This window comes from Blastococcus brunescens (assembly GCF_035320885.1).
GTDB lineage: Bacteria > Actinomycetota > Actinomycetes > Mycobacteriales > Geodermatophilaceae > Blastococcus_B > Blastococcus_B brunescens.
On sequence record NZ_CP141261.1, the window covers coordinates 821,051 to 845,731 of the forward strand.

At 72.9% G+C, this 24,681-nt stretch carries 28 protein-coding genes and 4 pseudogenes; 23 read left to right on the plus strand and 9 right to left on the minus strand.

Translation table 11 applies throughout. The features are described from left to right. Positions 1–58 precede the first annotated feature (58 nt). From U6N30_RS05670 to U6N30_RS05700, 6 genes are all read left to right on the plus strand, one after another. Positions 59–394 carry a class I SAM-dependent methyltransferase gene (locus U6N30_RS05670; RefSeq protein ID WP_324276488.1) on the plus strand — a complete coding sequence of 112 codons (336 nt, stop codon included), beginning with the start codon at positions 59–61 and terminating at the stop codon, positions 392–394. Positions 395–415: 21 nt separating this feature from the next. Then, entirely contained in the window at positions 416–538 is a 123-nt protein-coding gene (locus tag U6N30_RS05675; protein WP_324276489.1) for a hypothetical protein, read from the plus strand. Positions 539–547: 9 nt separating this feature from the next. Next, a complete protein-coding gene (locus U6N30_RS05680) occupies positions 548–973 on the plus strand; it encodes a DUF1801 domain-containing protein (RefSeq protein WP_324276490.1) in 426 nt (141 codons plus the stop codon). Positions 974–1,131: 158 nt separating this feature from the next. After that, a complete protein-coding gene (locus tag U6N30_RS05685; protein WP_324276491.1) occupies positions 1,132–1,341 on the plus strand; it encodes a three-helix bundle dimerization domain-containing protein in 210 nt (69 codons plus the stop codon). A gap of 49 nt (positions 1,342–1,390) precedes the next feature. Continuing rightward, positions 1,391–2,407: an ATP-binding cassette domain-containing protein gene (locus tag U6N30_RS33410; RefSeq protein WP_422678036.1), complete on the plus strand. Its 1,017-nt coding sequence runs from the start codon at positions 1,391–1,393 to the stop codon at positions 2,405–2,407. Then, positions 2,347–3,009, plus strand: a complete 663-nt coding sequence (locus U6N30_RS05700) for an ATP-binding cassette domain-containing protein (protein WP_324276492.1) — start codon at positions 2,347–2,349, stop codon at positions 3,007–3,009. Before U6N30_RS33410 ends, U6N30_RS05700 begins: the two co-directional genes overlap by 61 nt. Positions 3,010–3,094: 85 nt before the next feature. Here U6N30_RS05700 and U6N30_RS05705 read toward each other — a convergent pair whose 3' ends face one another. Together U6N30_RS05705 and U6N30_RS05710 are read right to left on the minus strand one after the other, a co-directional pair. After that, the gene (locus U6N30_RS05705) at positions 3,095–3,763 is read right to left on the minus strand and encodes a type III PLP-dependent enzyme domain-containing protein (RefSeq protein WP_324276493.1); all 669 of its coding nucleotides are present in this window, start codon (positions 3,761–3,763) and stop codon (positions 3,095–3,097) included. Positions 3,764–3,949: 186 nt separating this feature from the next. Then, the gene (locus U6N30_RS05710; RefSeq protein WP_324276494.1) at positions 3,950–4,327 is read right to left on the minus strand and encodes a type III PLP-dependent enzyme domain-containing protein; all 378 of its coding nucleotides are present in this window, start codon (positions 4,325–4,327) and stop codon (positions 3,950–3,952) included. 216 nt (positions 4,328–4,543) lie between these two features. On the opposite strand from U6N30_RS05710, the pseudogene U6N30_RS33415 reads away from it, so the two are divergent. From U6N30_RS33415 to U6N30_RS33425, 3 genes and pseudogenes are all read left to right on the plus strand, one after another. Next, positions 4,544–4,875: pseudogene (locus U6N30_RS33415) on the plus strand (FAD-binding protein); the annotation flags it as partial. A gap of 218 nt (positions 4,876–5,093) precedes the next feature. After that, positions 5,094–5,791 (plus strand): annotated as a pseudogene (locus U6N30_RS33420) (D-arabinono-1,4-lactone oxidase). A 1-nt stretch (position 5,792) separates the two neighbouring features. Then, on the plus strand, positions 5,793–6,395 hold the full coding sequence (locus U6N30_RS33425) for a TetR/AcrR family transcriptional regulator (RefSeq protein ID WP_422678037.1): 603 nt from the start codon (positions 5,793–5,795) through the stop codon (positions 6,393–6,395). 85 nt (positions 6,396–6,480) lie between these two features. Here the strand turns inward: U6N30_RS33425 and U6N30_RS05725 are convergent, their stop codons facing one another. Together U6N30_RS05725 and U6N30_RS05730 are read right to left on the minus strand one after the other, a co-directional pair. Then, positions 6,481–7,662, minus strand: a complete 1,182-nt coding sequence (locus U6N30_RS05725; RefSeq protein ID WP_324276497.1) for a zinc-dependent alcohol dehydrogenase — start codon at positions 7,660–7,662, stop codon at positions 6,481–6,483. Positions 7,663–7,874: 212 nt separating this feature from the next. Next, a complete protein-coding gene (locus U6N30_RS05730) occupies positions 7,875–9,221 on the minus strand; it encodes a hypothetical protein (protein WP_324276498.1) in 1,347 nt (448 codons plus the stop codon). 126 nt (positions 9,222–9,347) lie between these two features. On the opposite strand from U6N30_RS05730, the gene U6N30_RS05735 reads away from it, so the two are divergent. From U6N30_RS05735 to U6N30_RS05745, 3 genes are all read left to right on the plus strand, one after another. After that, on the plus strand, positions 9,348–9,647 hold the full coding sequence (locus tag U6N30_RS05735; protein ID WP_324276499.1) for a M23 family metallopeptidase: 300 nt from the start codon (positions 9,348–9,350) through the stop codon (positions 9,645–9,647). A gap of 92 nt (positions 9,648–9,739) precedes the next feature. Further along, positions 9,740–10,657, plus strand: coding sequence for a cation diffusion facilitator family transporter (locus U6N30_RS05740; protein ID WP_324276500.1), 918 nt, complete (start codon positions 9,740–9,742; stop codon positions 10,655–10,657). Between the two features lie 123 nt (positions 10,658–10,780). Then, positions 10,781–11,737, plus strand: a complete 957-nt coding sequence (locus tag U6N30_RS05745; RefSeq protein WP_324276501.1) for a cytochrome c oxidase assembly protein — start codon at positions 10,781–10,783, stop codon at positions 11,735–11,737. Here the strand turns inward: U6N30_RS05745 and U6N30_RS05750 are convergent. Continuing rightward, positions 11,698–13,404, minus strand: coding sequence for an MFS transporter (locus U6N30_RS05750; RefSeq protein WP_324276502.1), 1,707 nt, complete (start codon positions 13,402–13,404; stop codon positions 11,698–11,700). The two genes, U6N30_RS05745 and U6N30_RS05750, sit on opposite strands and share 40 nt — an antisense overlap. A 75-nt stretch (positions 13,405–13,479) precedes the next feature. On the opposite strand from U6N30_RS05750, the gene U6N30_RS05755 reads away from it, so the two are divergent. After that, positions 13,480–13,989, plus strand: coding sequence for a metallophosphoesterase family protein (locus U6N30_RS05755; protein ID WP_324276503.1), 510 nt, complete (start codon positions 13,480–13,482; stop codon positions 13,987–13,989). A gap of 329 nt (positions 13,990–14,318) precedes the next feature. Then, the gene (locus tag U6N30_RS05760) at positions 14,319–14,855 is read left to right on the plus strand and encodes a class I SAM-dependent methyltransferase (RefSeq protein WP_324276504.1); all 537 of its coding nucleotides are present in this window, start codon (positions 14,319–14,321) and stop codon (positions 14,853–14,855) included. Here the strand turns inward: U6N30_RS05760 and U6N30_RS05765 are convergent. After that, entirely contained in the window at positions 14,825–15,088 is a 264-nt protein-coding gene (locus U6N30_RS05765) for a GlsB/YeaQ/YmgE family stress response membrane protein (RefSeq protein WP_324276505.1), read from the minus strand. The two genes, U6N30_RS05760 and U6N30_RS05765, sit on opposite strands and share 31 nt — an antisense overlap. Positions 15,089–15,463: 375 nt before the next feature. Between U6N30_RS05765 and U6N30_RS35285 the strand changes: the two are divergent. Continuing rightward, positions 15,464–18,111: pseudogene (locus U6N30_RS35285) on the plus strand (HAD-IB family phosphatase); the annotation flags it as partial. 56 nt (positions 18,112–18,167) lie between these two features. Beyond that, positions 18,168–18,419 (plus strand): HAD hydrolase family protein, encoded by a 252-nt coding sequence (locus U6N30_RS05775; protein ID WP_324278178.1) that lies wholly within the window; start codon positions 18,168–18,170, stop codon positions 18,417–18,419. A gap of 98 nt (positions 18,420–18,517) precedes the next feature. Here the strand turns inward: U6N30_RS05775 and U6N30_RS05780 are convergent, their stop codons facing one another. The 3 genes and pseudogenes from U6N30_RS05780 to U6N30_RS05790 all read right to left on the minus strand — a co-directional run bounded on the left by U6N30_RS05780 (position 18,518) and on the right by U6N30_RS05790 (position 20,335). Then, entirely contained in the window at positions 18,518–19,087 is a 570-nt protein-coding gene (locus tag U6N30_RS05780; RefSeq protein ID WP_324276506.1) for an isochorismatase family protein, read from the minus strand. 355 nt (positions 19,088–19,442) lie between these two features. Continuing rightward, positions 19,443–19,955, minus strand: a pseudogene (locus U6N30_RS05785) (beta/alpha barrel domain-containing protein); the annotation flags it as partial. Then, positions 19,952–20,335 (minus strand): beta/alpha barrel domain-containing protein, encoded by a 384-nt coding sequence (locus U6N30_RS05790; protein ID WP_324276507.1) that lies wholly within the window; start codon positions 20,333–20,335, stop codon positions 19,952–19,954. The gene U6N30_RS05790 and the pseudogene U6N30_RS05785, both read right to left, overlap by 4 nt. 140 nt (positions 20,336–20,475) lie before the next feature. On the opposite strand from U6N30_RS05790, the gene clpS reads away from it, so the two are divergent. The 7 genes from clpS (at position 20,476) to U6N30_RS05820 (ending at position 24,611) form a co-directional block, all read left to right on the plus strand. Then, a complete protein-coding gene (gene clpS / locus U6N30_RS05795) occupies positions 20,476–20,772 on the plus strand; it encodes an ATP-dependent Clp protease adapter ClpS (protein WP_324276508.1) in 297 nt (98 codons plus the stop codon). Between the two features lie 32 nt (positions 20,773–20,804). Beyond that, positions 20,805–21,656, plus strand: coding sequence for a DUF2017 family protein (locus U6N30_RS05800; protein ID WP_324276509.1), 852 nt, complete (start codon positions 20,805–20,807; stop codon positions 21,654–21,656). Between the two features lie 4 nt (positions 21,657–21,660). Continuing rightward, complete coding sequence (locus tag U6N30_RS05805; protein WP_324276510.1) at positions 21,661–22,146, plus strand: M67 family metallopeptidase; 486 nt, start codon at positions 21,661–21,663, stop codon at positions 22,144–22,146. A 163-nt stretch (positions 22,147–22,309) separates the two neighbouring features. Beyond that, the gene (locus U6N30_RS05810) at positions 22,310–22,585 is read left to right on the plus strand and encodes a ubiquitin-like small modifier protein 1 (protein ID WP_324276511.1); all 276 of its coding nucleotides are present in this window, start codon (positions 22,310–22,312) and stop codon (positions 22,583–22,585) included. Between the two features lie 39 nt (positions 22,586–22,624). Then, a complete protein-coding gene (locus U6N30_RS35290; protein WP_479690576.1) occupies positions 22,625–23,044 on the plus strand; it encodes a pyridoxal-phosphate dependent enzyme in 420 nt (139 codons plus the stop codon). Then, on the plus strand, positions 23,005–23,652 hold the full coding sequence (locus U6N30_RS35295) for a pyridoxal-phosphate dependent enzyme (protein ID WP_479690577.1): 648 nt from the start codon (positions 23,005–23,007) through the stop codon (positions 23,650–23,652). Before U6N30_RS35290 ends, U6N30_RS35295 begins: the two co-directional genes overlap by 40 nt. Before the next feature lie 68 nt (positions 23,653–23,720). Beyond that, positions 23,721–24,611: an MBL fold metallo-hydrolase gene (locus U6N30_RS05820; RefSeq protein WP_324276512.1), complete on the plus strand. Its 891-nt coding sequence runs from the start codon at positions 23,721–23,723 to the stop codon at positions 24,609–24,611. Positions 24,612–24,681 lie beyond the last annotated feature (70 nt).

The following is a 24,681-nucleotide window of genomic DNA, read 5'->3' on the forward strand; positions in this document are numbered from 1 at the left end:
TCCGCCGTCGGTCTCCAGCGGGGCGAGCAGCAGCCCGGGAGCCGAACGGGTCACCTGGGTGACCGACGACGTCACCACCTGGACCGCTCCCCGGGCGAGCCTGGACCTCGTGCTCGTGGCGTACCTGCACCTGCGCGAGGACGACGCCCTCGCCGTCCTCACCCGCGCCGTCGGATGGCTGCGGCCCGGTGGCCGGCTGCTCGTCCTGGGCCACGACGTGGCGAACATCGAAGCCGGCGTGGGCGGACCGCAGGAGCCGGCCATCCTGCACAGCGTCGCCGGCCTGGCGCCGGTGGCCCGGCTGCTGGCCGTCGACCGGCTGGAACAGGTGCGCCGGCAGACCCCGGCCGGCATCGCACTGGACACCGTCCTGTGGGGTCGTCGGACTGCCTGAACAGCGGATGCCGACGGTAGCGTGCCGATCATGATGGGAATGGGCGGCGCAGGCGACCGGCGCAGACGGCTGTTGGCCATGGTGATCGTGTTCGCGATGGTGCTCGCGGTCGGGGCGACGCTGCTCTCTCTCGTGCTCAGCTGAGGGCGCGCCGTGTCCGACGAGATCGAGGCCTGGTTCGACGCCGCCGGTCCCCGGAGCGAGGAGCTGCGCCGGGTCGACGCGCTGGTGACGGCCGCCGCGCCCGGCATCGACCGGCAGCTGGTGCCGATGGGCTCCTCGGCGATGCTCGGCTACGGCCTGATGTCCTACCGGCCGAGGTCGGCGAAGGAGACGACGATGTGGCCGCTGATCTCCCTGGCGGCGCAGAAGCGGCACCTGTCGCTGTACGTGTGCGCGGTCGTCGACGGCGGGTACATCGCCGAGCAGCGCGCCGGTCGGCTCGGGAAGGTCTCCTGCGGCAAGAGCTGCATCCGCTTCACCTCCCTCGACGCGGTCGACGTCGAGGAGCTGAGCGCCCTCGTGCGGGACGCGGTGGCCGTCACCGCGGCCGGTGGGAACGCCTACTCGTCGTCCTGACCGGCCGCCACGCCGAGGGCGAACAGCCGAGGGGACCTTGGTCCCTGGCCCGCCGGCAGCCGACACGTCACGGTGTTCCAGCACGACATCGGCCGCCGGACCAGGTGGCCTCGGGGGAACACTCCGCCGCACCGCGGCCGCGCACCGAAGGACCGTCCATGACGTTGGCTGTCCCGCCGATCGTCCCCGACCCGTCCGTCCGTTCCGCCATCGAGCGGCTGAGGCAGGAGTTCCCCGAGCTCGGTCCCGGCCCGATCGTGCTCGTCGTCCGCACCTGTCGCGAGGAGCTGCGCGGCTCGCCCGACGGCGCCCTCCCCGAGCTGGTCGAGCGCCTGGCCCGGCAGCGCCTGCGGGTCTCCCTGGACTGAGCGCGCCCCGCGCCGGGAACGCGATTGCCCGGACCGGGAGGATGTCCGGGTGGGCTACGTCGATGTGAGCGCGGTACGGCACACCCTCTCCGACGGCCGGGTGCTGCTGGACGAGGTCAGCTTCCGCATCGGTGAGGGCGCCCGCGCGGCGCTGGTCGGCGAGAACGGCGCCGGGAAGACCACGCTGCTGCGGATCATCGCCGGTGACCTGACCCCGGAGGCCGGGTCGATCGCGCGGACCGGCGGGCTCGGCGTGATGCGCCAGTTCATCGGATCGGTCCGCGACGACACCACCGTCCAGCGGATGCTCGTCGACCTCGCGCCGTCTGCCGTCGGGGAGGCCTGGCACGCGGTCGAGGCAGCCGAGCTGGCGATGATGGAGGCCGACGACGAGCCCACCCAGATGGCCTACGCGAACGCGCTGGCGCACTGGGGCGACGTCGGTGGCTACGACATCGAGGTCACCTGGGACACGGTCACCGTCGCCGCCCTCGGCGTCCCCTACGACCGCTGCAAGTACCGCGAGCTGAACACCCTCTCCGGTGGTGAGCAGAAGCGGCTCGCACTGGAGTGCCTGCTGCGCGGACCCGACGAGGTGCTGCTGCTGGACGAGCCGGACAACTACCTCGACGTCCCCGGCAAGCGGTGGCTGGAGGAGCGGCTGCTCGACACCCGCAAGACCGTGCTGTTCGTCAGCCACGACCGGGAGCTGCTGGCCCGCGTCGCCGACCGGGTGGTCACCGTCGAGGGCGGGACGGCGTGGGTGCACGGCGGCGGTTTCGTCAGTTACCACGCGGCCCGGACAGCGCGGCACGAGCGGCTGGCCGAGCTGCGCCGGCGCTGGGACGAGGAGCACCAGCGGCTGGTCGACCTGGTGCGCACCCTCCAGCAGCAGGCGGCCAACTCGCCCGACATGGCCAACCGGTACCACGCGATGCAGACCCGGCTGGCCAAGTTCGAGGCCGCCGGACCGCCCCGGAGCGGCCGCCGGAGCAGAAGGTGTCGATGCGGCTGCGCGGCGGACGCACCGGCGTGCGGGCGGTCATGGCCGAGCAGCTCGAGCTGACCGGCCTGATGCAGCCGTTCGACCTCGAGATCTTCTACGGCGACCGGGTCGGGGTCCTCGGGGCCAACGGCGCGGGCAAGTCGCACTTCCTGCGCCTGCTGGTCGGGCAGACCGTGGCGCACACCGGCGCGTGGCGGCTCGGCGCCCGCGTCGTCCCCGGGTTCTTCGCCCAGACCCACGCCCATCCCGATTGGCAGGACCGGACGCCGGTCGACCTGCTGTGGCACGGCGAGCCGGGGCGCCCGGGCGTCGACCGCGGCCGGGCGATGGCGGCGCTGCGCCGGTACGGCCTGGCGGAGGCCGGCGAGCAGCCGTTCCGGACCATGTCCGGCGGTCAGCAGGCGCGGTTCCAGATCCTGCTGCTGGAGCTGTCGGGGTCGACGCTGCTGCTGCTCGACGAGCCCACCGACAACCTCGACGTCCTCTCCGCCGAGGCCCTGGAGGAGGCGCTCGCCGCGTTCGACGGGACGGTGCTCGCGGTCACCCACGACCGGTGGTTCGCCCGCTCCTTCGACCGGTTCGTCGTCTTCGGCACCGACGGCCGGGTGTACGAGTCGGCCGAGCCGGTGTTCGACGAGACGCGGGTCCAGCGCGCCCGTTGACGAGGGACCCCGTTCTCCTCAGGCATAGGTACCTATACGTGCGGATGCGACCTCCACACGCAGGTATAGGTACCTATGCCTGGGTTCAGCCGAAGGAGCGGCCCTCTCCCCGGTAGGTGGGCATCGTGCCGGTCAGCTCGTCGCCGGCGAGAACGTGCAGCCCGTCCACGTGTTCGCAGATCTCGCCGGCCTTCGCGTGGCGGAACCACACCCGGTCGCCGACGGTGAGCTCCGCCGCGGCCGCGCCCCGCAGCGGCGTCTGCACCTCGCCCACGCCCTCGGCGGGCAGCCAGCGCAGGCCGGCCGGGAAGGTCGGCACGGGCAGCCGGTCGACACCCGGCGGACCCGAGGCGATCCAGCCACCTCCCGCCACGGTCACGGTGCCGAGGGCCGGGAGACGGGTGACCGGAAGGGCGAAGAACGCGGCCGGGCGTCCGGTGAAGGCGCGGTAGCCGTCGAAGAGCACCGGGTTGTAGAGGCCCGAGCCGGCGGCCACCTCGGTCACCGCCGCCTCGGCGGCCGTGCGCTCCACGCTGCCCGTCCCACCGCCGTTGACGAACTCCAGATCGGCCACCTCGGAGACGGCCGCGACCACCCCGGCCCGCCGTGCGGCCAGCTCACGGCGGGAGAAGGCCTGCACCCGCCGGACGGCGAGACCGCGCAGCGGCCGGTGCGCCGGAGCGTCCTGCACGCCGGCGATCTGCGCCTCGTAGACCATGACGCCGGCCAGCCGGAAGTCGCGGCGGGACACCACCTCCCGGGCCAGCGCCGCGGCGTCCGCGGGGAGTGGACCGGCGACCGGCGGACGCCGACGTGCACCCGCCCACCCGCGGCGCGCAGGGAGGCGTCGACGTCGAGGCAGATCCGAGCTCGGCGCGCTGCCCGGGCGGGACGACGGCGTCGATCAGGTCCAGCTGCGCCACCGAGTCGACCATGAGGGTCACCCGCTCCGCCGCCGTCCCGTCCGCCGCCAGCCGGCGCAGCGCCCCCGGTCGGCCGACGGGTAGCCGACGACGACGTCGGTGCTCACCGGGTCCTCGCCACCGGCCAGCCACAGCGCCTCGGACAGCGAGTAGGCGAGCACACCCGTGAACCCGGGCCGGGCCAGCACCCGGCGCAGGACGCTGCGGTTGCGTACGGACTTGCTGGCCACGCGGACGGGCTTGCCGGCAGCGCGACGCGCCAGGTCGCCGGCGTTGGCGTCGAGCGCATCGAGATCGAGCACCGCCAGCGGTGGATCGAGGGACGCGGTGGCCCGGTCGAGCCGGGCCCGGGCCCGCGCGGCGTCGTCGGGGGAGGAGGAGGCCGCGGAGGTCATGCGGGCAGCATTCTGCCGCCAACACCACTGGGTCAACCGTCCCAGACGCTTGACCCGAGGTGTGCCGACAGCCAGGCTGCCTGGAGCCCGCGCCCGCGCCCGCGCCCGCGCCCGTGCCGCGGCCGAGGACGAGGACGAGGACGAGGAGGGCCCGTGCTGCGCACGCGGACCTGGCGCAACTGGGCCGGCAACCAGCGCGCCGCGGGGATCGAGGTCGTGTGCCCGGCGGGTGCCGAGGAGATCGCTGCCCAGGTACGCCGGGCGGCCGCATCGGGCCGGCGGGTGCGGCCCATCGGGAGCGGGCACTCCTTCGCCGCGATCGGCCGGCCCGAGGACATCCAGCTCGCGCTCGACCGGCATGCGGCGATGGTCGGCGTCGACGCCTCGGGTCTGGTGACGGTGCAGGCGGGGATGCCCTTGCACCGGCTGAACGCGGAGCTCGCCGCGCGGGGTGGGCGCTCACCAACCTCGGCGACATCGACCGGCAGACGATCTCGGGCGCGCTCTCCACCGGTACCCACGGCACCGGCGCCCGCTTCGGCGGCCTGGCCACGCAGCTGCGCGGGTTCGAGCTCGTCGTCGCCGACGGGTCGCTGCTGCACTGCTCGCCGACCGAGAACCCCGACGTCTTCGCTCTCGGACGGATCGGCCTCGGAGCGCTCGGCGTCCTCAGCTCGGTGACGCTCCAGGCCGAGCCGGCGTTCGCGCTCCGCGCGGAGGAGGGCCCGGGACGGCTGCCGGAGCTGATCGAGGGTTCGCCGAGTACATGACCTCGGCCGACCACGTCGAGTTCTACTGGTTCCCCCACACCGACCGCTGCCTGACCAAGCGCAACACCCGCGTGCCGTTGACCGAGCTCGCGCCGCTCGGGCGCCTGCGGGCCGTCTGGGACGACGAGGTACTCGCCAACGCCCTCTTCGGCGCGGTGATCGCCACCGGCCGCCGGGTGCCGGCGCTCGTGCCTCCGCTGGCCCGCGTCTCGGCGCGGGCGCTGGGACCGCGCGCGTGGACCGACCGCTCGCACGACGTCTTCGTCAGCCGGCGGAGGGTGCGCTTCCAGGAGATGGAGTACGCCGTGCCGCGGGCCGACGCCCCGGCGGTGCTCGCCGAGCTCCGTCGCGTGCACGAGGCCAGCGGCTGGCGGACGGCTTTCCCGGTCGAGGTCCGGGTCGCGGCGGCCGACGACATCCCGCTCTCCACGGCCGGCGGCCGCGAGACCGCCTACATCGCCGCGCACGTTCCCGCAGGCGTGGACCCGGGGCCGTGGTTCGCCGCGCTCGAGGCCATCGCCGGGACGGTCGCCGGCCGCCCGCACTGGGGAAGCTGCACGGTCTGGACGCCAGTGCGCTCCGCCGGCGCTACCCGCGTCTGGGCGAGTTCACCGCGCTGCGCGACCGGCTGGACCCGGCCGGCGTCTTCACCAATGCCTACCTCGAGCACGTGCTCGGCCCGGTCGGCGGCTGAGATGGCCAGGGTGTCGGTCGAGCACCGGCGTGCAGCACTGGTCGACGCGGCGCTGCGGGTGATGGCACGCGGCGGGCTGGCGGCGGGCACCACGCGCGCGATCGTCGGCGAGGCCGGGATGTCTCTCGCGAGCTTCCACTACGCCTTCGACTCGCGCGACGACCTGCTCCGCGACCTGGTCCGAGGAGTCGTGGGGCGGGAGTTCAGCGCCGCCACCGGCGGCATGACCGGCGACGGCGGGCTGGTCGGCTGCTTGAGGCACGCGGCCGCCGGCTACCTCGAGCACCTCGAGCGGGAGCCCGGTCACGAACAGCTGATGCTGGAGCTGACGTTGCACGCGCTCCGCGACCCCGCGCTCCAGCCGCTGGCCCGCGAGCAGTACCGCGCCTACACCGAGGCCGCGACCCGGCTGCTGGAGCGGGCCGCCGAGCTCACCGGTGGGCGGTGGGCCCGGCCGGTGTCCGAGCTGGCCCGGCTGCTCATCACGCTGGTGGACGGCGCGACGACGACCTGGCTGGTCGACCGCGACACCGCGGCCACGCAGGCCGCCCTCGACGTGGCGATCGAGGCGTTCGTGAGCGCCGGCGCGGCCGCACCCGGATGACGCACGACCTCGTGCCCGCGCGCGGCGTGGGTCTGTTCGGACGCCGGGGGCCGGGGCGCCGTCCGAGCCGGCGCCCCGGACGACGTCACGGCTGGAGCAGGACCTTGACGTGGCCCTCCTTCTTCTCGCGGAAGTTCATGTAGGCGTCGCGGGCGTCGGCGAGCGGCACGTGGTGGGTGGCGAAGCCGTCGACGCCCAGCGGGTCCTCGTCGGTGAGCAGCGGCAGGATGTCGGGCACCCAGCGCCAGACATTGGCCTGACCCATGCGCAGCTGGATCTGCTTGTCGAACATTCGCATGAGGGGCAGCGGGTCGGTGGCGCCGCCGTAGACGCCGGACAGCGAGATCGTGCCGCCGCGGCGCACGGCCTCGATGGCGGTGTTCAGGGCCGCCAGCCGGTCGACGCCGGCCACCTGCATGACCTTCTCCATGATGGCGTCGGGGACGACGGCGGTCGCCTTCTGCGCGATCGAGGCCAGAGGAGACCCGTGGGCCTCCATGCCGACGGCGTCGATCACGGCGTCGGGGCCGCGCCCCGAGGTGGCGTCCCGAACGGCCTGGACGACGTCGTCCTGCTTCGTGGAATCGATCACCGTGACGCCCCGCGCGCGTGCCCGAGCGAGCCGCTCGGGCACCACGTCGGCGGCGAACACCGTGCCCGCACCCAGGTGCAGGGCGATGCGGGCAGCCATGTCGCCGATGGGGCCGAGGCCCAGCACGAGGACGGTGCCGCCCTTCGGGATCCCGGCGTACTGGACCGCCTGCCATGCCGTCGGCAGGACGTCGGAGAGGTAGACGAAGCGGTCGTCGGCAGGGCCCTCGGGCACCTTGATCGGGAGCGTGTTGCCGAAGGGCACGCGCAGGTACTCGGCCTGGCCGCCGGGCACGTGGCCGTAGAGCTTGGTGTAGCCGAACAGTGAGGCGCCGAAGCCCTGCTCGCGGTTCTGCGTGGTCTCGCACTGGGACTGCAGCCCCTGCGAGCAGGTCCAGCAGGTGCCGCAGGAGATGTTGAAGGGGACGACGACCCGGTCACCGGGCTTGACCTCGGTGACCTCCGCGCCCACCTCGCGGACGATGCCCATCGGCTCGTGGCCCATGACGTCGCCGACCGTCATGAACGGCGCCATCACCTCGATCAGGTGCAGGTCCGAGCCGCAGATGCCGCTGGACGTGACCTCGATGATCACGTCGGTCGGCGCCTGGATGACGGGGTCCGGAACGGTGTCGACGCGGACGTCCGCCCGGCCGTGCCATGTCACTGCGCGCATGTCTCGCTCTCCCTCGATCGGGCCGTGATTCGGCCACGTCGAGGCACTCCTGCCCCGTCGTGACCTGGATCGCGCGAGTTTCAACGGTTTCTTGCGTGGCGCATACGCTGCGTAGTTTGAGCATCACACTGAGCGGAATGACATCTGTGAGTTCTGGTGGCCCAGGACACAAAACTGCAGGTGAATACCCGGGGTCTCAGATCACGAAAACATCACGGCATGTTTACATGGGCCCCGCTCCTCTCCCCGGGAGTGCACGTGGAATGCCCGCCAACGGAAGTCAGGTGCATGAGTTCGCTCCACCAGGACGGTCTCCTCGCAGAGGGATCGGAGCCCGCCACCGGGCCCGCTTCGACCCCCGCCACGGCCCGCGGAACCTCGCGTCGGCCCGCTGCCGAGAAGTCGACCAGCTCGCTCCCGACGCAGCGCCAGGGGACGGCGCAGCGCTCCGGGTCCACCCAGACCACCAGCACCGACGACGGTTCCACCGCGACCACGGCCCGGCGCACCACCGGAGCGAGGACCGCCGCAGGCGCCGCCGGCTCCCTGGCCGCCCGCGCCAAGTCTGCCGGCACCGCGACCAGGAAGGTCACGTCGGCGAAGGCCGTCAAGGCCGCCACCTCGAAGGCTGCGTCGGCCACTGCCGCCACGGCGAAGGCGGCGACCGCTGCCAAGGCCGCGGCGACCGCGAAGGTCGCCGCCCGCAGCGGCGGCCGCTCGGCCACGGCGACGGGAACTGCGTCGACGGCCGCCCCCGCCGCGACGCCGGGCGCCGCTGCGACGGCTGGCTCCGCGAAGGCCGGGGCGGAGGCCGCCTCTGCCGAGGCCGCTCCGGCCAAGGCTGCGACGGCCGCGAAGCCGGCCGGCACCGCGAAGCCGACCGGCACTGCCAAGGCGGGCACTGCCAAGGCGGGCACTGCCAAGGCGGGCACTGCCAAGGCGGGCACTGCCAAGGCGGGCACTGCCAAGGCGGGCACTGCCAAGGCGGGCACTGCCAAGGCGGGCACTGCCAAGGCGGGCACCGCCAAGGCCCGCACCACGAAGGCAGGCCTGGCCTCGTCCACGGCGACCTCCGTCCCGGAGTCGGCCGCGCCGGCGTCCGTCGAGTCGCCGCGGCTCCGGCCCACCCCGCACAAGCGCAGCGTGCCCGCCGCGCAGATCCTCGCGGCCTTGGCCGCGTCGACCGAGCCCGCGACCGCCGAGCCGGCCGCCTCCGCCGGCCAGGCGCCGGCCGCGGTTGCGTCCGAGCCCCGGATCGCGCGCCTCCTGCGTCGCCGTCCGCCGTCGATCGGTCGTCGTCCCTCCCTGTACCTGGCGGCCGCACTGATCAGCACCATGAGCCTCAGCGCGGTGACGACCGAGGAGTCGACTGCCCGGGCGACCGCCACGATGAGCCACTCGGTGAGCGTGGCCGAGGAGCTCGGCATCGAGGCGACGACGGCCGAGGCGATCACCGACACGGATGCGGCCGAGGTCCTGGGTGAGCTCGCGGCCAGCCGCAGCGCCCGCGACGCCGAGCAGGCCGCGGCCGCGCAGGTCCAGGCCGAAGCCGACCGCATCGCGGCGGAGGCGGCTGCCGAGGCGGCGCGTCCCAAGGCCGTCCTGCCGGTCCAGGGGCACGCCTCACGAGCCAGTTCGGGCCGCGCTGGGGCACCCTGCACGCCGGCATCGACCTCGCGGCCCCGATGCACACCCCCGAGTACGCCGTCATGGACGGCGTCGTCCTCGAGGCCGGTCCCGCGAGCGGCTACGGGCTGGCCGTCTACATCCAGCACGAGAACGGCGACGTCACCGTCTACGGCCACATGGACTCGATCCTGGTCGAGGCCGGTCAGGTCGTCCGTGCGGGCGACACCATCGCGCTGCTGGGCAACCGCGGCCAGTCCACCGGCCCGCACCTGCACTTCGAGGTGCACGTGGGCGGTCTGAACGGCCAGAAGATCGACCCGCTGCCGTGGCTCCGGGAGCGCGGCGTCCAGATCTGAGTTCACCGCGCCACGCGACGCCCCTGCCGGACTTCCGGTGGGGGCGTCGACGTAGGGGACACTGGCCCCGGTACCTGGGGAGGAGGCGGTCGGTGGGACACGGGCACACGCACGCCCCCGTCACCGCGGGAGGCGGCCAGCGCCGCCGGCTGACCGTGGTCCTCGCCATGACCCTCGCCGTGATGGCCGCCGAGATCGTCGGCGGTCTGGTGTCGGGCTCGCTCGCCCTGCTCGCCGACGCCGGCCACATGGCCACCGATGCCGCCGGCATCGCCCTCGCCCTGGCGGCGGTGAGCCTCGCCCAGCGGCCCGCGCGGGGCCGCCGGACCTTCGGCTGGCAGCGCGCCGAGATCCTGGCCGCCGTCGCCAACGGGCTGTTGCTGCTCGTGGTCGCCGGATACGTCCTCGTCGAGGCCGTGCGGCGCATCGGGGAACCACCCCAGATCGGGTCCGGCCTGATGCTGGCCGTCGCCATCGTCGGCCTGGTCGTGAACCTGGGGTCCCTGGCGGTCCTGCACCGCGGACGGGAGGTGTCCCTGAACCTGCGAGGCGCATACCTCGAGGTGCTCGCCGACGCCCTCGGCTCCGTCGCCGTGATCGTGGCCGCCGTCGTCATCCTGACGACCGGCTGGACGCCCGCGGACCTTCTCGCCTCGGCCGTCATCGGGATCCTCGTCGTCCCCCGTGCCTGGCACCTGCTCCGCGAGGCGCTCGACGTCCTGCTCGAGGCCGCTCCCCGGGGCGTCGACCTGGACGACGTTCGGGCTCACATCCTGGAGGTCGACGGCGTCCTCGGGGTGCACGACCTGCACGCCTGGACGATCACCTCCGGTCTCCCGGTCCTCTCGGCGCACGTCGTGGTCGCCGACGAGGCGCTCGCCGCCGGGCACGGTGGCCGGGTCCTCGACGCCCTGTGCGAGTGCCTCGGCGAGCACTTCGACATGGCGCACTGCACGTTCCAGCTGGAGCCCGAGTCGCACGCCGGGCACGAGGCGCCGGTCCACGAGTGAGGCGGGAGACCCCAGGCCCCGCACCACTCGCAGGCTCGCGGCTGGCCCCTGCCGGGGGCCGTTCCAGCACGTCACCTGGGGTGGGACAGTGGGGAAGCAGGGACCGGGATCGAGGAGGCATCGGTGGAGCACGGGCACCACTCGGGCATGTGGGTGCCCAGCGAGCCTCCGACGTGGGGACGGATGTTCCTCCCGCACCTGGAGCCGTGGTCGGTGCTCGCCGTCCTGAGCGTCGTCGGGCTGGTGGTCTACCTCGGAGCCGTCGTGCGGCTGCGGCGGACCGGGGTCTCGTGGCCGTGGTGGCGTGTGCTCGCCTGGATCGGCGGGACGGCGTCCCTGTTCGCCGTCACGGGCACCTGGCTGAACGGCTACAGCATGGTGCTGTTCAGCGTGCACATGACCCAGCACATGGTCCTGTCCCTGATCACGCCGCTGCTGCTCCTGGTCGCCGCCCCGGTGACCCTGGCGCTGCGGACCCTGCCCCGGGGCCGAGGCGCCGCCGGCGTTCCGCGGGCGCTGCTGCTCGACGCGCTGCACAGCCGGCTGGCGCGGTTCCTCGCGCACCCGCTGTTCACGATCCCGCTGTTCATCGCCAGCCTCTACGGCGTCTACTTCACACCGCTCTTCGACGCGCTGATGAGCAACGCGGCGGGGCACCAGCTGATGCTGGCCCACTTCGTCGTCACGGGGCTGCTGTTCTTCGGGCCGATCGTGGCGCAGGACCCGTGGCCGCGGACGCTGAGCCACCCGGGCCGGATGCTCGAGCTCTTCCTCCCGGTTCCGTTCCACGCCTTCTTCGGTGTGGCGATCATGATGGCCGGCTCACTGGTGGTCGACACGTTCGCGCAGCCGCCGGCCGGATGGGGGATCGATCCGCTGCGCGACCAGGGCGAGGCCGGCGGCATCGTGTGGGCGTTCGGCGAGCTGCCGACCGTCCTGGTGCTCGCCGTCGTCTTCTTCTCGTGGGCCAGCTCCGACGACCGGCACGCCAAGGCGCTGGACCGGGCCGCCGACCGGGACGGGAACGCCGAGCTCGAGGCCTACAACGCCAGGCTCAGGGCGATGGCAGAGCGCCAGTGACGTGCTGGAACGGCCCCGCTGCAGGGCCCGCGCCGAGCTTGCGAGGCGTGGGGGCAGCGGGGTCCTTTCTCAGCCGACGTGGACGACCGCGTCGCCCTCGGCCGGCAGGTCCTCCTTGGTCGCCTTGATGAGCACCGCGGAGACGATCGCGCCCAGCACCAGCAGTGCAGCCGCCCAGGTGAAGGCCGTGGTGTAGCCCTCCACCTGCGCCGCCAGGCCACGGTCGGGTCCTGCGGGTCGGCCCCGGAGCCGAGCGCGTCGGCGGTGTAGCTGCTGATCGCGGCCACGGACAGCGAGGCCAGCACGGCGGTGCCGATGGAGGCGCCCACCTGCTGCGTGGCGTTGAGCATGGCGCTGGCCGCTCCCGCGTCGTGAACGCCCGCGCCGACCAGCGCGAGGTTCGACAGCGGCACGAACGTGAACCCGAGGCCCAGCCCGAGCAGCAGCTGACCCGGGAAGGGCAGCTGCCAGAACCCGGTGTCGAGGCCCACGAACGACAGCGTGAACAGCCCGGCCGCGGCGAGCAGCCCGCCGAGGACCATGAGCGGCTTCGGCCCGACCCGCGGCACCAGCACGCTGGCTGCGCCCGCGGAGATGAAGACGCCGAGGGTGGTCGGCAGCGACGCCAGGCCGGCCACGACCGGCTCGTAGGCCAGCACCTGCTGGAAGTACAGGCTCAGGAAGAAGAACGCACCGATGAGCCCGGCGCCCACCAGGGTCGAGGTCAGGTAGGCCCCGCCGCGGTTGCGGTCGAGGACGATCCGCATCGGCAGCAGCGGGTTGCGGGTCCGCAGCTCCAGCAGGACGAACAGCGCCACCAGCACCAGCCCGGCGACGATGAACAGCCACGCCAGGCCGTCGGTCCAGCCGCTGTCCGGCGTCAGCAGGCTCGGAGCGCCCTGCGCCGCGGCTTCGGCGTTGGCCGCTGCGGTCTCGGCCGCGAAGGTCAGCGACGCCTCGGCGACCCGCGTGAAGCCGTAGACGATGGACGCCAGGCCGAGGGTGACGAGGACGGCGCCGGGGATGTCGTAGCTGGTGTCGCCCGGGGCCTTGCTCTCCGGGACGATCGGTATCGCCAGGACGATGGCGAGCAGCGCCACCGGCAGGTTCACCCAGAAGCACCAGCGCCAGTCGGCGTACTCGGTGAGCACGCCGCCCAGGAGCAGGCCCACGGCCGAGCCACCGCCGGCGATGGCGCCGTAGACGCCGAACGCCTTGGCGCGCTCCTTGGGATCGGTGAAGAGCACGGTCAGCAGCGCGAGGGAGGCCGGGGCCAGCAGCGCGCCGAACACGCCCTGCAGGGCGCGGGCACCGAAGAGCATCGCCTCGTTCTGCGCGATGCCGCCCAGCGCCGAGGCCACGGCGAAGCCGGCGGCGCCCACCAGGTAGGTGCGCTTGCGGCCCCAGAAGTCGGCGATGCGGCCACCGAGGAGCAGGAAGCCGCCGAACGTCAGGGTGTAGGCGGTGACGATCCACTGCTGGGAGGCGGCGCTGATGCCCAGGTCCGCGGTGACGGCCGGCAGGGCGATGTTGACGATCGTGGCGTCGAGGATCACCAGGAGGACGGTCATGGCGATGACGCCGAGGGCCAGCCAGCGCTTCTCGTACGGCTCGTCGGAAGTGATCGCCGTGCCGTGAGCAGTGGTCGAGGGACGGGGTTCGGTCACGGAGGTTCCTCATGTCGTGCGGGACGGGCCGGGTCGCCGGCCGCGAAGAACGTAGCGGCCTGCAACCATGTCGTCGTGCCTGTTTCGCTGGTGTTCACCTCGGACACGCACGTCCCGAAGCGTGCGCGTGACCTACCTCATCCCCTGTGGGCGGCGATCTCCGAGGCGGACGTCGTGATCCACGCCGGTGACTGGGTGGACGCGGCCCTGCTCGACCTGTTCGAGGCCCGCTCCCGCCGGCTCGTGGCCGTGTACGGCAACAACGACCACGGCCCCCTCCGCGAACGGCTGCCCGAGATCGCCCGCGCCGAGATCGAAGGGCTGCGCTTCGCGGTCGTGCACGAGACGGGCGACGCCAAGGGGCGGGAGCTGCGGTGCGCGGCCCGGTTCCCCGACACCGACGTCCTGGTCTTCGGGCACAGCCACATCCCCTGGGACACCACCGCTCCCAGCGGCCTGCGGCTGCTCAACCCCGGCTCGCCCACCGACCGGCGCCGGCAGCCGCACGGCACCTACGTCACCGCCGTCGCCGACGCCGGTGAATTGCGGGACATGACCTTCCACGCCGTCCCGCCGCGGCGGTGAGCTCACGTCCGCGGCTGTGCCGGCCGGCGGTCGCCCTGCTGGCCTGCTCGGTGTGCGGCCGGCCGCTGGAGGCCGTGCCGGACGGGGCGGCGCTCCGCTGCGAAGGGGGCACGCCTTCGACCGCGCCCGCCAGGGGCACGTCACCCTGCTGCCGCCGGGCCACCGGGCTCCCTCGGGGACTCCGCGGCCATGGTCGCGGACCGGGTGGCCTTCCTCGAGGCGGGGCACTACGCCGGAATCACGGCCGCGGTCGCCGAGGCGACGGAGGCGGACGGGGTACCGGGATCCCTGCTCGACCTCGGTGGGGGACCGGACACCACCTGGCCGGCGTGCTCGCGCGATGGCCCGACGCGGTCGGCGTGGTGCTCGACTCCTCGCCCTACGCCGCGCGGCGGGCGGCTCGTGCGCACGAGCGGGCGGTGGCGGTCGTCGCCGACAGCTGGGCCCGCCTGCCGGTGCTCGACGGCGTCGTCGATCGGGTGCTCGTGGTCTTCGCGCCGCGCAACGGGCTGGAGATCGCCCGCGTCCTCCGGCCCGACGGCCGGCTGGTCGTGGTGACTCCCGCGGCGGAGCACCTGCGGGAGCTCGTGGGCCCGCTGGGGCTCTTGCGCGTGGATCCCGACAAGGCGGCCCGCCTGGCGGCCTCCCTGGAACCGCACCTGCAGCCGGTCCGGGCCCGGACGCACAGGTGGCCGCTGTCGCTGTCCCGGGCGGCTGCTGCCACGCTCATCGGCATGGGGCCGCACGCCCGCCACACCACGCCGGCCGCGGTGGACGCCGGCCTGGCCGCGATGCCGGAGCGGATCGAGGTGACCGCAGCGGTCGACGTCGCGGTCTACCGGCGGCGGCCGGCCACGGCGACGTAGAGCGCCAGGACGACCACGGCCCCGAGGATCGAGGCCCACCAGCCGCCCAGGTCGAACCGCACCTCGCCGTCGCGGACCAGACCCGCCACCAGGTTGCCGACGACGGAGCCGACGAGGCCGAGCACGAGCGTGGCGATGATGCCGAGGTCCTGCTTACCGGGGACGACGGCCCGCGCGATGAGTCCGGCCACGAGACCGATGCCGAGCACGAGCACGATGCCGCCGACGTCCACGGGACCTCCGCTCGTGGTCCGCACGCGCGGACCGGGTGCCGGCATCCTAGGGCCCCGCCGCCCACTCCCTGGTGGTGACCGTGGGCCGGCGCTACCGTGTCGCAGGTCGCAGGAAGGTGTCCGCGTCCCCCGTCACGCGGCACCTGCCGTACAGCGACCGGCGCGCCTCCCTCGTCGGTCGGAGGTGCCGCGCGGCCACCGTCTAAGCTGCGCCTCGTGACGATTGCACCGGCGCCCATCGTGAGTCGGCCGAGTCCGGTCCACGTGGCGGAGAAGGGTTCGCGGCTGTCCAACCTGCTGCGGACGACCGACCACAAGACCATCGGCCTGATGTACATGGTCACCTCGTTCGCGTTCTTCATCGCGGGCGGGTTGATGGCCTTGCTGATGCGCGCCGAGCTGGCCCGGCCGGAGCTGCAGTTCCTGTCACCGGAGCAGTACAACCAGCTGCTGACCATGCACGGCACGGTCATGCTGCTGATGTTCGCGACGCCGCTGTTCTTCGCCTTCGGCAACCTGATCATGCCGCTGCAGATCGGTGCTCCCGACGTCGCGTTCCCGCGGCTGAACGCCTTCTCCTTCTGGCTGTTCCTCTTCGGCAGCCTCATCGCCGTGTCGGGCTTCCTCACCCCGGGCGGCGCCGCCGACTTCGGCTGGTACGCCTACGCCCCGCTGTCCAACGGCGTGCACTCGCCGGGACCCGGCGCGAACCTGTGGTTCGCCGGCCTGGCGGTCAGCGGCCTGGGCACGATCCTCGGTGGCGTCAACTTCATCACCACGATCGTCTGCCTGCGGGCCCCTGGGATGACGCTCTTCCGGATGCCGATCTTCACCTGGAACGCGCTGGTGACCAGCGTGCTCGTGCTGCTGGCCTTCCCGATCCTGACCGCCGCCATCTTCGGCATGCTGGCCGACCGCAACCTCGGCGCTCTCATCTACTCCGATGAGAACGGCGGCGCGATGCTGTGGCAGCACCTGTTCTGGTTCTTCGGCCACCCCGAGGTCTACATCATCGCGCTGCCGTTCTTCGGCATCGTCACCGAGATCATCCCGGTGTTCAGCCGCAAGCCGCTGTTCGGCTACAAGGGCATGGTGTTCGCGACGATCTCCATCGGCGCGCTCTCCTCGCCGTGTGGGCCCACCACATGTACGCGACCGGCGCGGTGCTGCTGCCGTTCTTCGCCTTCCTGACCTACCTGATCGCGGTGCCCACCGGGATCAAGTTCTTCAACTGGATCGGCTCGATGTGGCGCGGCCAGATGACCTTCGAGACGCCGATGCTGTTCTCGATCGGCTTCATGGTCACCTTCCTGCTCGGCGGCCTGACCGGCGTCCTGCTGGCCAGCCCGCCGCTGGACTTCCACGTCAACGACAGCTACTTCGTCGTCGCGCACTTCCACTACGTGGTCTTCGGCACCGTGGTCTTCGCCGCCTACGCGGGCATCTACTTCTGGTTCCCGAAGATGTGTGGCCGGATGATGGACGAGCGGCTCGGCAAGCTGCAGTTCTGGCTGACGTTCATCGGCTTCCACACCACGTTCCTGGTGCAGCACTGGCTCGGTGGCGAGGGCATGCCGCGCCGCTACGTGGACTACCTGGACACCGACACGTTCACCGCGCTGAACATGGTGTCGACCATCGGCTCCTTCATCCTCGGCGCCTCGGTGATCCCGTTCCTCTACAACGTGGTGAAGTCGTGGAAGTACGGGGAGCTCGCGCTGCGCGACGACCCGTGGGGGCCGGGAACTCGCTGGAGTGGGCGACGTCGTCCCCGCCGCCGCGGCACAACTTCGTCGAGATCCCGAAGATCCGCTCGGAGCGGCCGGCGTTCGAGGCGCACTACCCGCACCTGCTCCAGCGGCTGCAGGACGAGGCGCACGCCGGCAAGCGGCACACGCCGTACGCCAGCGAGCTCGTGGGTGGCACCGGTCCTCGCCAGGGTCCGAACGACCCCGACCCGACCTGAGCGGCCCGCCGCAGCAGTGGACCGGAGAGGCCCAGAACCGTCACGGTTCTGGGCCTCTCCGGTCCAACGGTCCGGGTGCGGGGGACGAATCGAGGTGGGGCACGATGACGGCGTGCCGATCGACCCCTTACCCGCCCGCCCGGTCGACGACCGGTACCCGGCTGCACGCGCCGTCCTCACCGTCACCGGGGAGGACCGGCCCGGGGTGACCGCCCGGCTGTTCTCCGCGTTGTCCGCCGGTGGCAGCCCGGTGGAGGTGGTGGACGTCGAGCAGGTCGTCGTGCACGGGCACCTGGTGCTCGGCGTGGTGGTCGCGGCGCTGCCCGCCGAGGGCGCACCCCCGGAGCCGGAGTCGGCGCTCGTCGCCCGGCTCACCGACCTCGCGGCCGGGGTGGCCGCGGACACCGGGATGGACGTGCAGGTGGAGGCGGCGTCCTCGGGTGGCTCGCTGCCGCTGCCGGGGCGGCCGCACCACGTGATCGTGCTGGGCCGGCCGGTGCCCCCGGACGCGGTGGCGGGAGCGGCCCGGGCGATCGTCGACGTCGGCGGCAACATCGACGCCATCCGCCGGCTGTCGGACTATCCGGTGACCAGCTTCGAGCTGACCGTCTCGGGCGCCGACGCGACGACGCTGCGCACGGGCCTGGCGACGGTGGCCGCCACCACCGGCGCCGACATCGCCGTGGAACAGGTCGGCCTGGCCCGCCGCAGCAAGCGGCTCATCGTGCTGGACGTCGACTCGACACTCGTCCGCGGCGAGGTCATCGACGAGCTGGCCGCCCGCGCCGGCCGGGCGGCCGAGGTAGCCCGGATCACCGCGGCCGCGATGAACGGCGAGCTCGACTTCGCCGAGTCGCTCCGCGCGCGGGTCGCAGTGCTGGCGGGGCTGCCGGTGGAGGTGCTCGACGAGGTGCGCGAGCATCTCGTCCTCACGGCCGGCGCGCGGACGCTGATCCGCACGCTGCAGCGGCTGGGTTTCCGGTGCGGGATCGTCAGCGGCGGGTTCACGCAGATCACCGAGCCGCTCGCGCAGACCCTTGGCCTGGACTTCTCGGAGGCGAACACCCTCGAGGTCCTGGACGGGAAGCTCACCGGGGGACTGGTCGGGAGATCATGGACCGCCCGGGCAAGGCGCGGGCACTGGCGCGGTTCGCCGAGCAGTACGGGATCCCGCTCGACCAGACCGTGGCCGTCGGCGACGGCGCCAACGACCTCGACATGCTCAACGCCGCCGGCCTGGGCATCGCCTTCAACGCCAAGCCGTTCGTCCGCGAGCAGGCGCACACCGCGCTCAACCAGCCCTACCTGGACGCCGTGCTGCAGGTGCTCGGCTTCACCCGCGACGAGGTCCTCGACGCCGGGTGATCCTCAGGATGATCAGGAGACCTGATCATTCTGGGTCCCCCTCGGCGTCGACCGTGCGGGAGGACCCCGGACGGTGAGGAGGACGTCGACCGGCGATCTCAGCCGCGGTGGACCTCGCCCGACAGCTCGACGCCGGCGGTGCGGAGCTGCTCCAGCGCGGCCTCCGTGCTCGCCTCGCTGACGCCGGCGGTCAGGCCCAGCAGCACCCGCGTCGCGAAACCGTTCCCGACGGCGTCGAGCGCCGTGGCCCGGACGCAGTGGTCGGTGGCGAGGCCCACGACGTCGACGGCGTCGACTCCCCGCTCGTGCAGCCAGTCGGAGAGGGCCACGTCGCCGGCCTTCCCCTCGAAGCCGGAGTAGGCGGCGGCGTACTCGCCCTTGTCGAAGACCGCATCGAGTGGCTCCCGGTCCAGCGCCGGGTGCAGTTCCACCCCGTCGCTCCCGACGACGCAGTGCGCGGGCCAGGTCTCCAGGAAGTCCGGCCGGTCGGCGAAGTGGTGCCCGGGGTCGATGTGGTGGTCGCGCGTGGCGACGACGTGGTCGTAGCCGTGCGCGCCCGAGAGCAGGCCGGTGATCGCCCCGGCCACGGCGGTGCCGCCGGCCACGGCGAGGCTGCCGCCCTCGCAGAAGTCGTTCTGGACGTCGACCACGATCAGTGCGCGGGTCATCTGCGTTCTCCTCAGGACGAGACCGTCCACAGCACGGGTTCCCCCGGGACAACGCCCAGCCCTCCTGCGGGAGTGCCTGGCGGACCTTCTCGTGGTGCGCACGGGCCCGGGCCAGGGCGTCCGCGGGGCTCAGGTCCGCGCAGAGCTCGCCACCCCGCACCAGCGGGACGACGAGGTCCCGGTCGCCGGCCAGTGGGGCCACCGGTGCGCTGCTGACCACCTCGCCGGTCGCGATGCCGTCTGCGTCGTGTCGCCGGATGGCGTGCTTGCGCCCACCCACCGACCGCTTGCCCTCGGACTTCTTCGCCACCGGCACGCCGTCGCGCTCGACCAGCTTGTAGACCATGCCGACCGTGGGCGCCCCCGAGCCGGTCACGAGCGAGGTGCCGACCCCGTAGCGGTCCACCGGCGCGGCCATGAGCCCGGAGATGGCGTACTCGTCGAGGTCGCTGGTGACGACGATCCGCGTGGAGGTCGCGCCCAGGGAGTCGAGCAGCTCCCGGGCGTGGGCGGCCAGCGTGGGCAGGTCGCCGGAGTCCAGCCGGATGCCGCCCAGCTCCGTCCCGGCGACCTCGACCGCCGTCCGGATGCCCTGGTCGACGTCGTAGGTGTCCACGAGCAGCGTCGTGCCGGGCCCGAGCGTGTCCACCTGCGCCTGGAACGCCGACCGCTCGTCGTCGTGCAGCAGCGTGAAGGCGTGCGCGCTGGTGCCCGACGTCGGGACGCCGTAGCGTCGTCCCGCCTCGAGGTTGGACGTGGACGCGAAGCCGACCAGGTGGGCTGCGCGGGCCGCGGCGACGGCAGCCTCCTCGTGCGTGCGCCGGGACCCCATCTCGATGCAGGGCCGCTCGCAGGCCGCTGCGATCATGCGGGCCGCGGCCGAGGCGATGGCGCTGTCGTGGTTGAGCACCGACAGGGCGAGGGTCTCCAGCAGCACCCCTCGGCGAACGGCGCCCGGACGGTGAGCACCGGTGAGCCCGGGAAGTACAGCTCGCCCTCCGCGTAGCCCTCGATGTCACCGGAGAAGCGGAAGCCGGCCAGCCAGTCGAGCAGCCGCTCGTCGGTCAGCCCCTGCGCGCGGAGGGCGGCGAGCTCGTGGTCGCCGAACCGGAAGTGGGGAAGCGCCTCCAGCAGCCGGCCGGTGCCGGCGAGCACGCCGTAACGGCGTCCGTGCGGGAGGCGCCGGGCGAACACCTCGAACACGCACTGCCGGTCGGCGGTGCCGTCGGCGAGCGCCGCCGCCACCATCGTCAGCTCGTAGCGGTCGGTGAAGAGCGCGGGTGCCGGTGGGGAGTGAGCCCGGTGTCCGTCCGGGTAGCCACAGTCATGATCGCCGAAGCGTAGGCGGGGGCGCGGACCGGGGCAGTTCGGCGTCCTAAGGTGGACGGGTGGCCGGACCTCTCGCTCCCTCGTGGACGCCGGAGACCACGGACGAGGAACGCGGTGAGCTCGACCGCCCGTGGGTGACGATCGTGTGGAACGACCCGGTCAACCTCATGACCTACGTGACCTTCGTGCTGCAGGAGCTGTTCGGCTACGACGAGCCGACGGCGACGACGCTGATGCTGCAGGTGCACCACGAGGGCAGGGCGATCGTCAGCTCCGGCCCGCGCGAGCGGATGGAGCACGACACGAACCGGCTGCACGCCTACGGGCTCTGGGCCAGCTTCCAGCGGGACTCATGAAGCCCTTCCGTCCCGCCCGCGGGGGACTCGTCGTGGCGCGCCTGGAGCCGGCCGAGGCCGGCATCATGGGCCTGCTGCTGGACCAGCTGGAGCAGTTGCTCGAGGCCGACGCCGACGACGTCCGTGGCGATCCGGTGATGACCCGGCTCCTGCCCGACGGGCACCGCGGCGACCCGGAGGTCGCCGCGGACTACCGGGAGCTGACCGAGGCCTCCCTGCGCAGCGACAAGGCCGACGACCTCGCGCTGATGCGGGCGACGATCCCGGCCGAGGGCGGCGAGGTGCGGCTGGACGCCGACCAGGGCGCGGCGTGGCTGCGCAGCACCAACGACCTGCGGCTGGCGCTGGGCACCCGCCTGGAGATCAGCGACGACACCGAACCCCGGAGGAGATCGCCGACGAGGCGGACCAGCAGCTCGCCGTCTACTACTGGCTCACGGCGCTGCAGGGCTCACTCGTCGACGCACTGGTCGCCGGACGCGCCGGCCGAAGCTGAGCACGATCAGCAGCGCCAGCAGCACGTCGAGGCCGAAGAGCACGTAGACCATCCCGTGCAGCTGGACGTCGACGACGGCCGCGCCGATCGTGGATACCAGGACCACCGCCGACAGGGCGAGGACCACGAGCAGCACCAGCGACCGCAGGGCCACGAGAAGCGCGTAGGACACCCGGTCGGCCGGTTCGTCCACGCTGTAGCCGGGACGCCCCTTCAGCCCCCGCACGCCCAGGACCAGGGCGGGCACGGGGAGGAGGAGCACCCCGAGGGCCACCAGAAGCTTCACCAGCACGTACCGCAACGTATCGCGTGCATCCATCGCCCGGTCGCTCGCCCGTGCACCGTCGGGCCCACGACCGAGGGCGCCGCACCCGGCTGCATAGACTGACCCTGTGCTGCGCATCGACCGCGCGACCTACGACGCCATCGTGGCCCACGCCCGGGAGGACCACCCGGACGAGGCCTGTGGCGTCGTCGCGGGTCCTGAGGGCAGCGACCGCCCCGAGCGCTTCATCCCGATGCTCAACGCCGCACGGTCACCCACGTTCTACGAGTTCGACTCCGGCGACCTGCTGAAGCTCTACCGCGACATGGACGACCGCGACGAGGTGCCGGTCGTCATCTACCACTCGCACACGGCCACCGAGGCCTATCCGTCGCGCACCGACATCAGCTACGCCTCGGGCCCCATGACGGACCCGGCGACGCACTACGTGCTGGTCTCGACGCGGCACCACGAGAAGCAGACCGGCCTGGTCGACGACGAGGTCGAGTTCCGCAGCTTCCGCATCGTCGAGGGCGAGGTGCGCGAGGAGGACGTCGAGGTCGTCGAGTCCTACCTGTTCGGGCACACCCCGACGACCGTCGTCTACGACTGAACGAGGACCCCGTCCCCACCCAGCCCTCGCACGCTCGGGGCGGGCCCCTGGACAGGGCCGCCGGAATCCCCGGCGGCGGACGGGCGTTGGCCCGTCCAGACGCACGAACGCCGCCATCGAGCGGCGTCCCCGACAACCCAGCTCGCAAGGAGAACCGCACGCCATGGCCATCGAGGTCCGGATCCCCACCATCCTGCGCACCCACACCGGCGGCAACAAGACCGTCGAGGGCAGCGGGACCACGCTCGGCGCGCTCGTCGACGACCTGGACACCCAGCACCCGGGCCTGAAGAACCGCCTCGTCACCGAGGAGGGCAAGCTGCACCGCTTCGTGAACGTCTACGTCAACGACGAGGACGTCCGCTTCACCGGCGCCCTGGACACCCAGGTCAAGGACGGCGACTCGGTGACCATCCTCCCCGCCGTCGCCGGCGGCTGAGCCCGCCCGACACCCGCTCCCCGTCACGGAAGAGTTCTGATGGCCCGCTTCGCCTCCCTCGTCGACTCCCTCGGCGGCACCCCGCTGGTCGGGCTGCCGAACCTGTCGCCGACCTCTGACGTCCGGCTGTGGGCCAAGCTGGAGGACCACAACCCGACGGGTTCGATCAAGGACCGCGCCGCCATCGCCATGATCGAGGCGGCGGAGAAGGACGGGTCGCTGCAGCCCGGGGCGACGATCCTGGAGCCGACCAGCGGCAACACCGGGATCTCGCTGGCCATGGTCGCCAAGCAGCGCGGCTACAAGCTGGTCTGCGTCATGCCGGAGAACACCTCGGTGGAGCGGCGCCAGCTGCTGGAGATGTTCGGCGCGCGGATCATCTTCTCCCCGGCGGCGGGGGCTCCAACCAGGCCGTCGCCGTGGCGAAGGGGCTCGCAGCCGAGCACGAGGACTGGGTGATGCTGTACCAGTACGGCAACCCGGCCAACGCCCAGGCGCACTACGACGGCACCGGTCCCGAGATCCTCGCCGACCTGCCGTCGATCACGCACTTCGTCGCCGGCCTCGGGACGACGGGCACGCTCATGGGCGTCTCCCGGTTCCTGCAGGAGCACAAGCCCGAGGTGCAGGTGATCGCCGCCGAGCCGCGCTACGGCGAGCTGGTCTACGGCCTGCGCAACATCGACGAGGGTTCATCCCCGAGCTCTACGACGCCTCGCTGCTGGACTCCCGCTTTTCCGTGGGGCCGGAGGACGCCATCCACCGCACCCGCCAGCTGGTGGAGCGGGAGGGCATCTTCGCCGGGATCTCGACCGGCGCGATCCTGCACGCCGCGCTCGGGGTCGCCGACAAGGAGGTGGCGGCCGGCCGGCACGCCGACATCGTCTTCATCGTGTGCGACGGCGGCTGGAAGTACCTCTCCACCGGCGCCTACGCGGGCTCCCTCGAGGAGGCCACCTCCTCGCTCGAGGGCCAGCTCTGGGCCTAGCGCGCGGTCGGCCGGTCGCCCCTGGGTCGCAGCGCTCCCTACGCGGGCGGCGAAGCGTCGGTGCCGGCCGCTAGCCTGACCCGCGATGGAGATGGTGCAGGTGGGCGACGGGCCGCGGAGCGGTGTCGGTCGCCCGGAGGCCGCCGCGTGAAGCTGACCGTCGTCGGCTGTTCGGGCAGCGCGCCGGGGCCGAAGTCCGCCGCCTCCTGCTACCTGGTCGAGCACGACGGGTTCCGGCTGGTCCTGGACCTCGGCAACGGGGCTTTCGGCGCCCTGCAGGCAGTGGCCGATCCCGCCTCGGTCGACGCGGTGTTCCTGTCCCACCTGCACGCCGACCACTGCCTCGACGTCGCGCCCTTCGTCGTCTGGCACCGGTACTCCGGCCGGGCGACGAAGGAGCAGGTGCCGCTGTACGCACCGGTCGCCGCCGAGCGACGGCTCGCGCTCGCCTACGACTCCGACGGCGATGGCATCACCGACGTCTTCGACTTCGTGCCCGTCGGCCCGGGCTCGTTCGTCCTCGGCCCGTTCGACGTGACGCTGGCGCGGACCGCGCACCCGATCGAGTGCTACGCGATCCGGCTCACTGCCGGGGGCGGTCACTGGTCTACACCGGTGACACGGGCCCGAGCGAGCAGGTCGTCGAGCTCGCGCGCGGGGCCGACGTGCTGCTGGCCGAGGCGGCTCATCCGCCGGGCGGCGACCTGCCGACAGGGCTGCACCTCACCGGTCGGGAGGCCGGCGAGCACGCCGCCGCCGCCGGCGTCGGCCGGCTGCTGCTCACCCACATCCCCGCCTGGGTGGACGAGATCGGGCAGCTCTTCGCCGCCAGCGCGGTGTTCTCCGAGACCGAACTGGTGCGCTCGGGCGCCACCTACGAGATCTAGCCGCACGTCGTGCCCCGCCCGGAGAGAAGGGCCGCGCCGCGCGGCGGTGATCTGCGCTTGCCTCGCGCGGCGGTGCCGGGCACCGTGGCCGCGTGGTGGACGAGGAGCGCGACGGCGTCCGGCTGACCAGCCTGGACGCACCGCTGGGTGACGGGCTCGAGGTGACCAAGCGGGCGCTGGTCGACTACGCCGACTTCGTGGCCGACCGGCTCGTGCCACTG

Coding starts and splice junctions, on each gene's coding strand:
- U6N30_RS05735 (WP_324276499.1), top strand. CDS start 9,348: ATGCACACCCCCGAGTACGCCGTCATGGACGGCGTCGTCCTCGAGGCC.
- U6N30_RS05710 (WP_324276494.1), bottom strand. CDS start 4,327: ATGACCTCCGCGGCCTCCTCCTCCCCCGACGACGCCGCGCGGGCCCGG.
- U6N30_RS05685 (WP_324276491.1), top strand. CDS start 1,132: ATGACGTTGGCTGTCCCGCCGATCGTCCCCGACCCGTCCGTCCGTTCC.
- U6N30_RS33425 (WP_422678037.1), top strand. CDS start 5,793: ATGGCCAGGGTGTCGGTCGAGCACCGGCGTGCAGCACTGGTCGACGCG.
- U6N30_RS05700 (WP_324276492.1), top strand. CDS start 2,347: ATGCGGCTGCGCGGCGGACGCACCGGCGTGCGGGCGGTCATGGCCGAG.
- U6N30_RS05775 (WP_324278178.1), top strand. CDS start 18,168: ATGGACCGCCCGGGCAAGGCGCGGGCACTGGCGCGGTTCGCCGAGCAG.
- U6N30_RS05790 (WP_324276507.1), bottom strand. CDS start 20,335: ATGGTGGCGGCGGCGCTCGCCGACGGCACCGCCGACCGGCAGTGCGTG.
- U6N30_RS35290 (WP_479690576.1), top strand. CDS start 22,625: ATGGCCCGCTTCGCCTCCCTCGTCGACTCCCTCGGCGGCACCCCGCTG.
- U6N30_RS05780 (WP_324276506.1), bottom strand. CDS start 19,087: ATGACCCGCGCACTGATCGTGGTCGACGTCCAGAACGACTTCTGCGAG.
- U6N30_RS05725 (WP_324276497.1), bottom strand. CDS start 7,662: ATGCGCGCAGTGACATGGCACGGCCGGGCGGACGTCCGCGTCGACACC.
- U6N30_RS05810 (WP_324276511.1), top strand. CDS start 22,310: ATGGCCATCGAGGTCCGGATCCCCACCATCCTGCGCACCCACACCGGC.
- U6N30_RS05730 (WP_324276498.1), bottom strand. CDS start 9,221: ATGCGGTCGGCTTCGGCCTGGACCTGCGCGGCCGCGGCCTGCTCGGCG.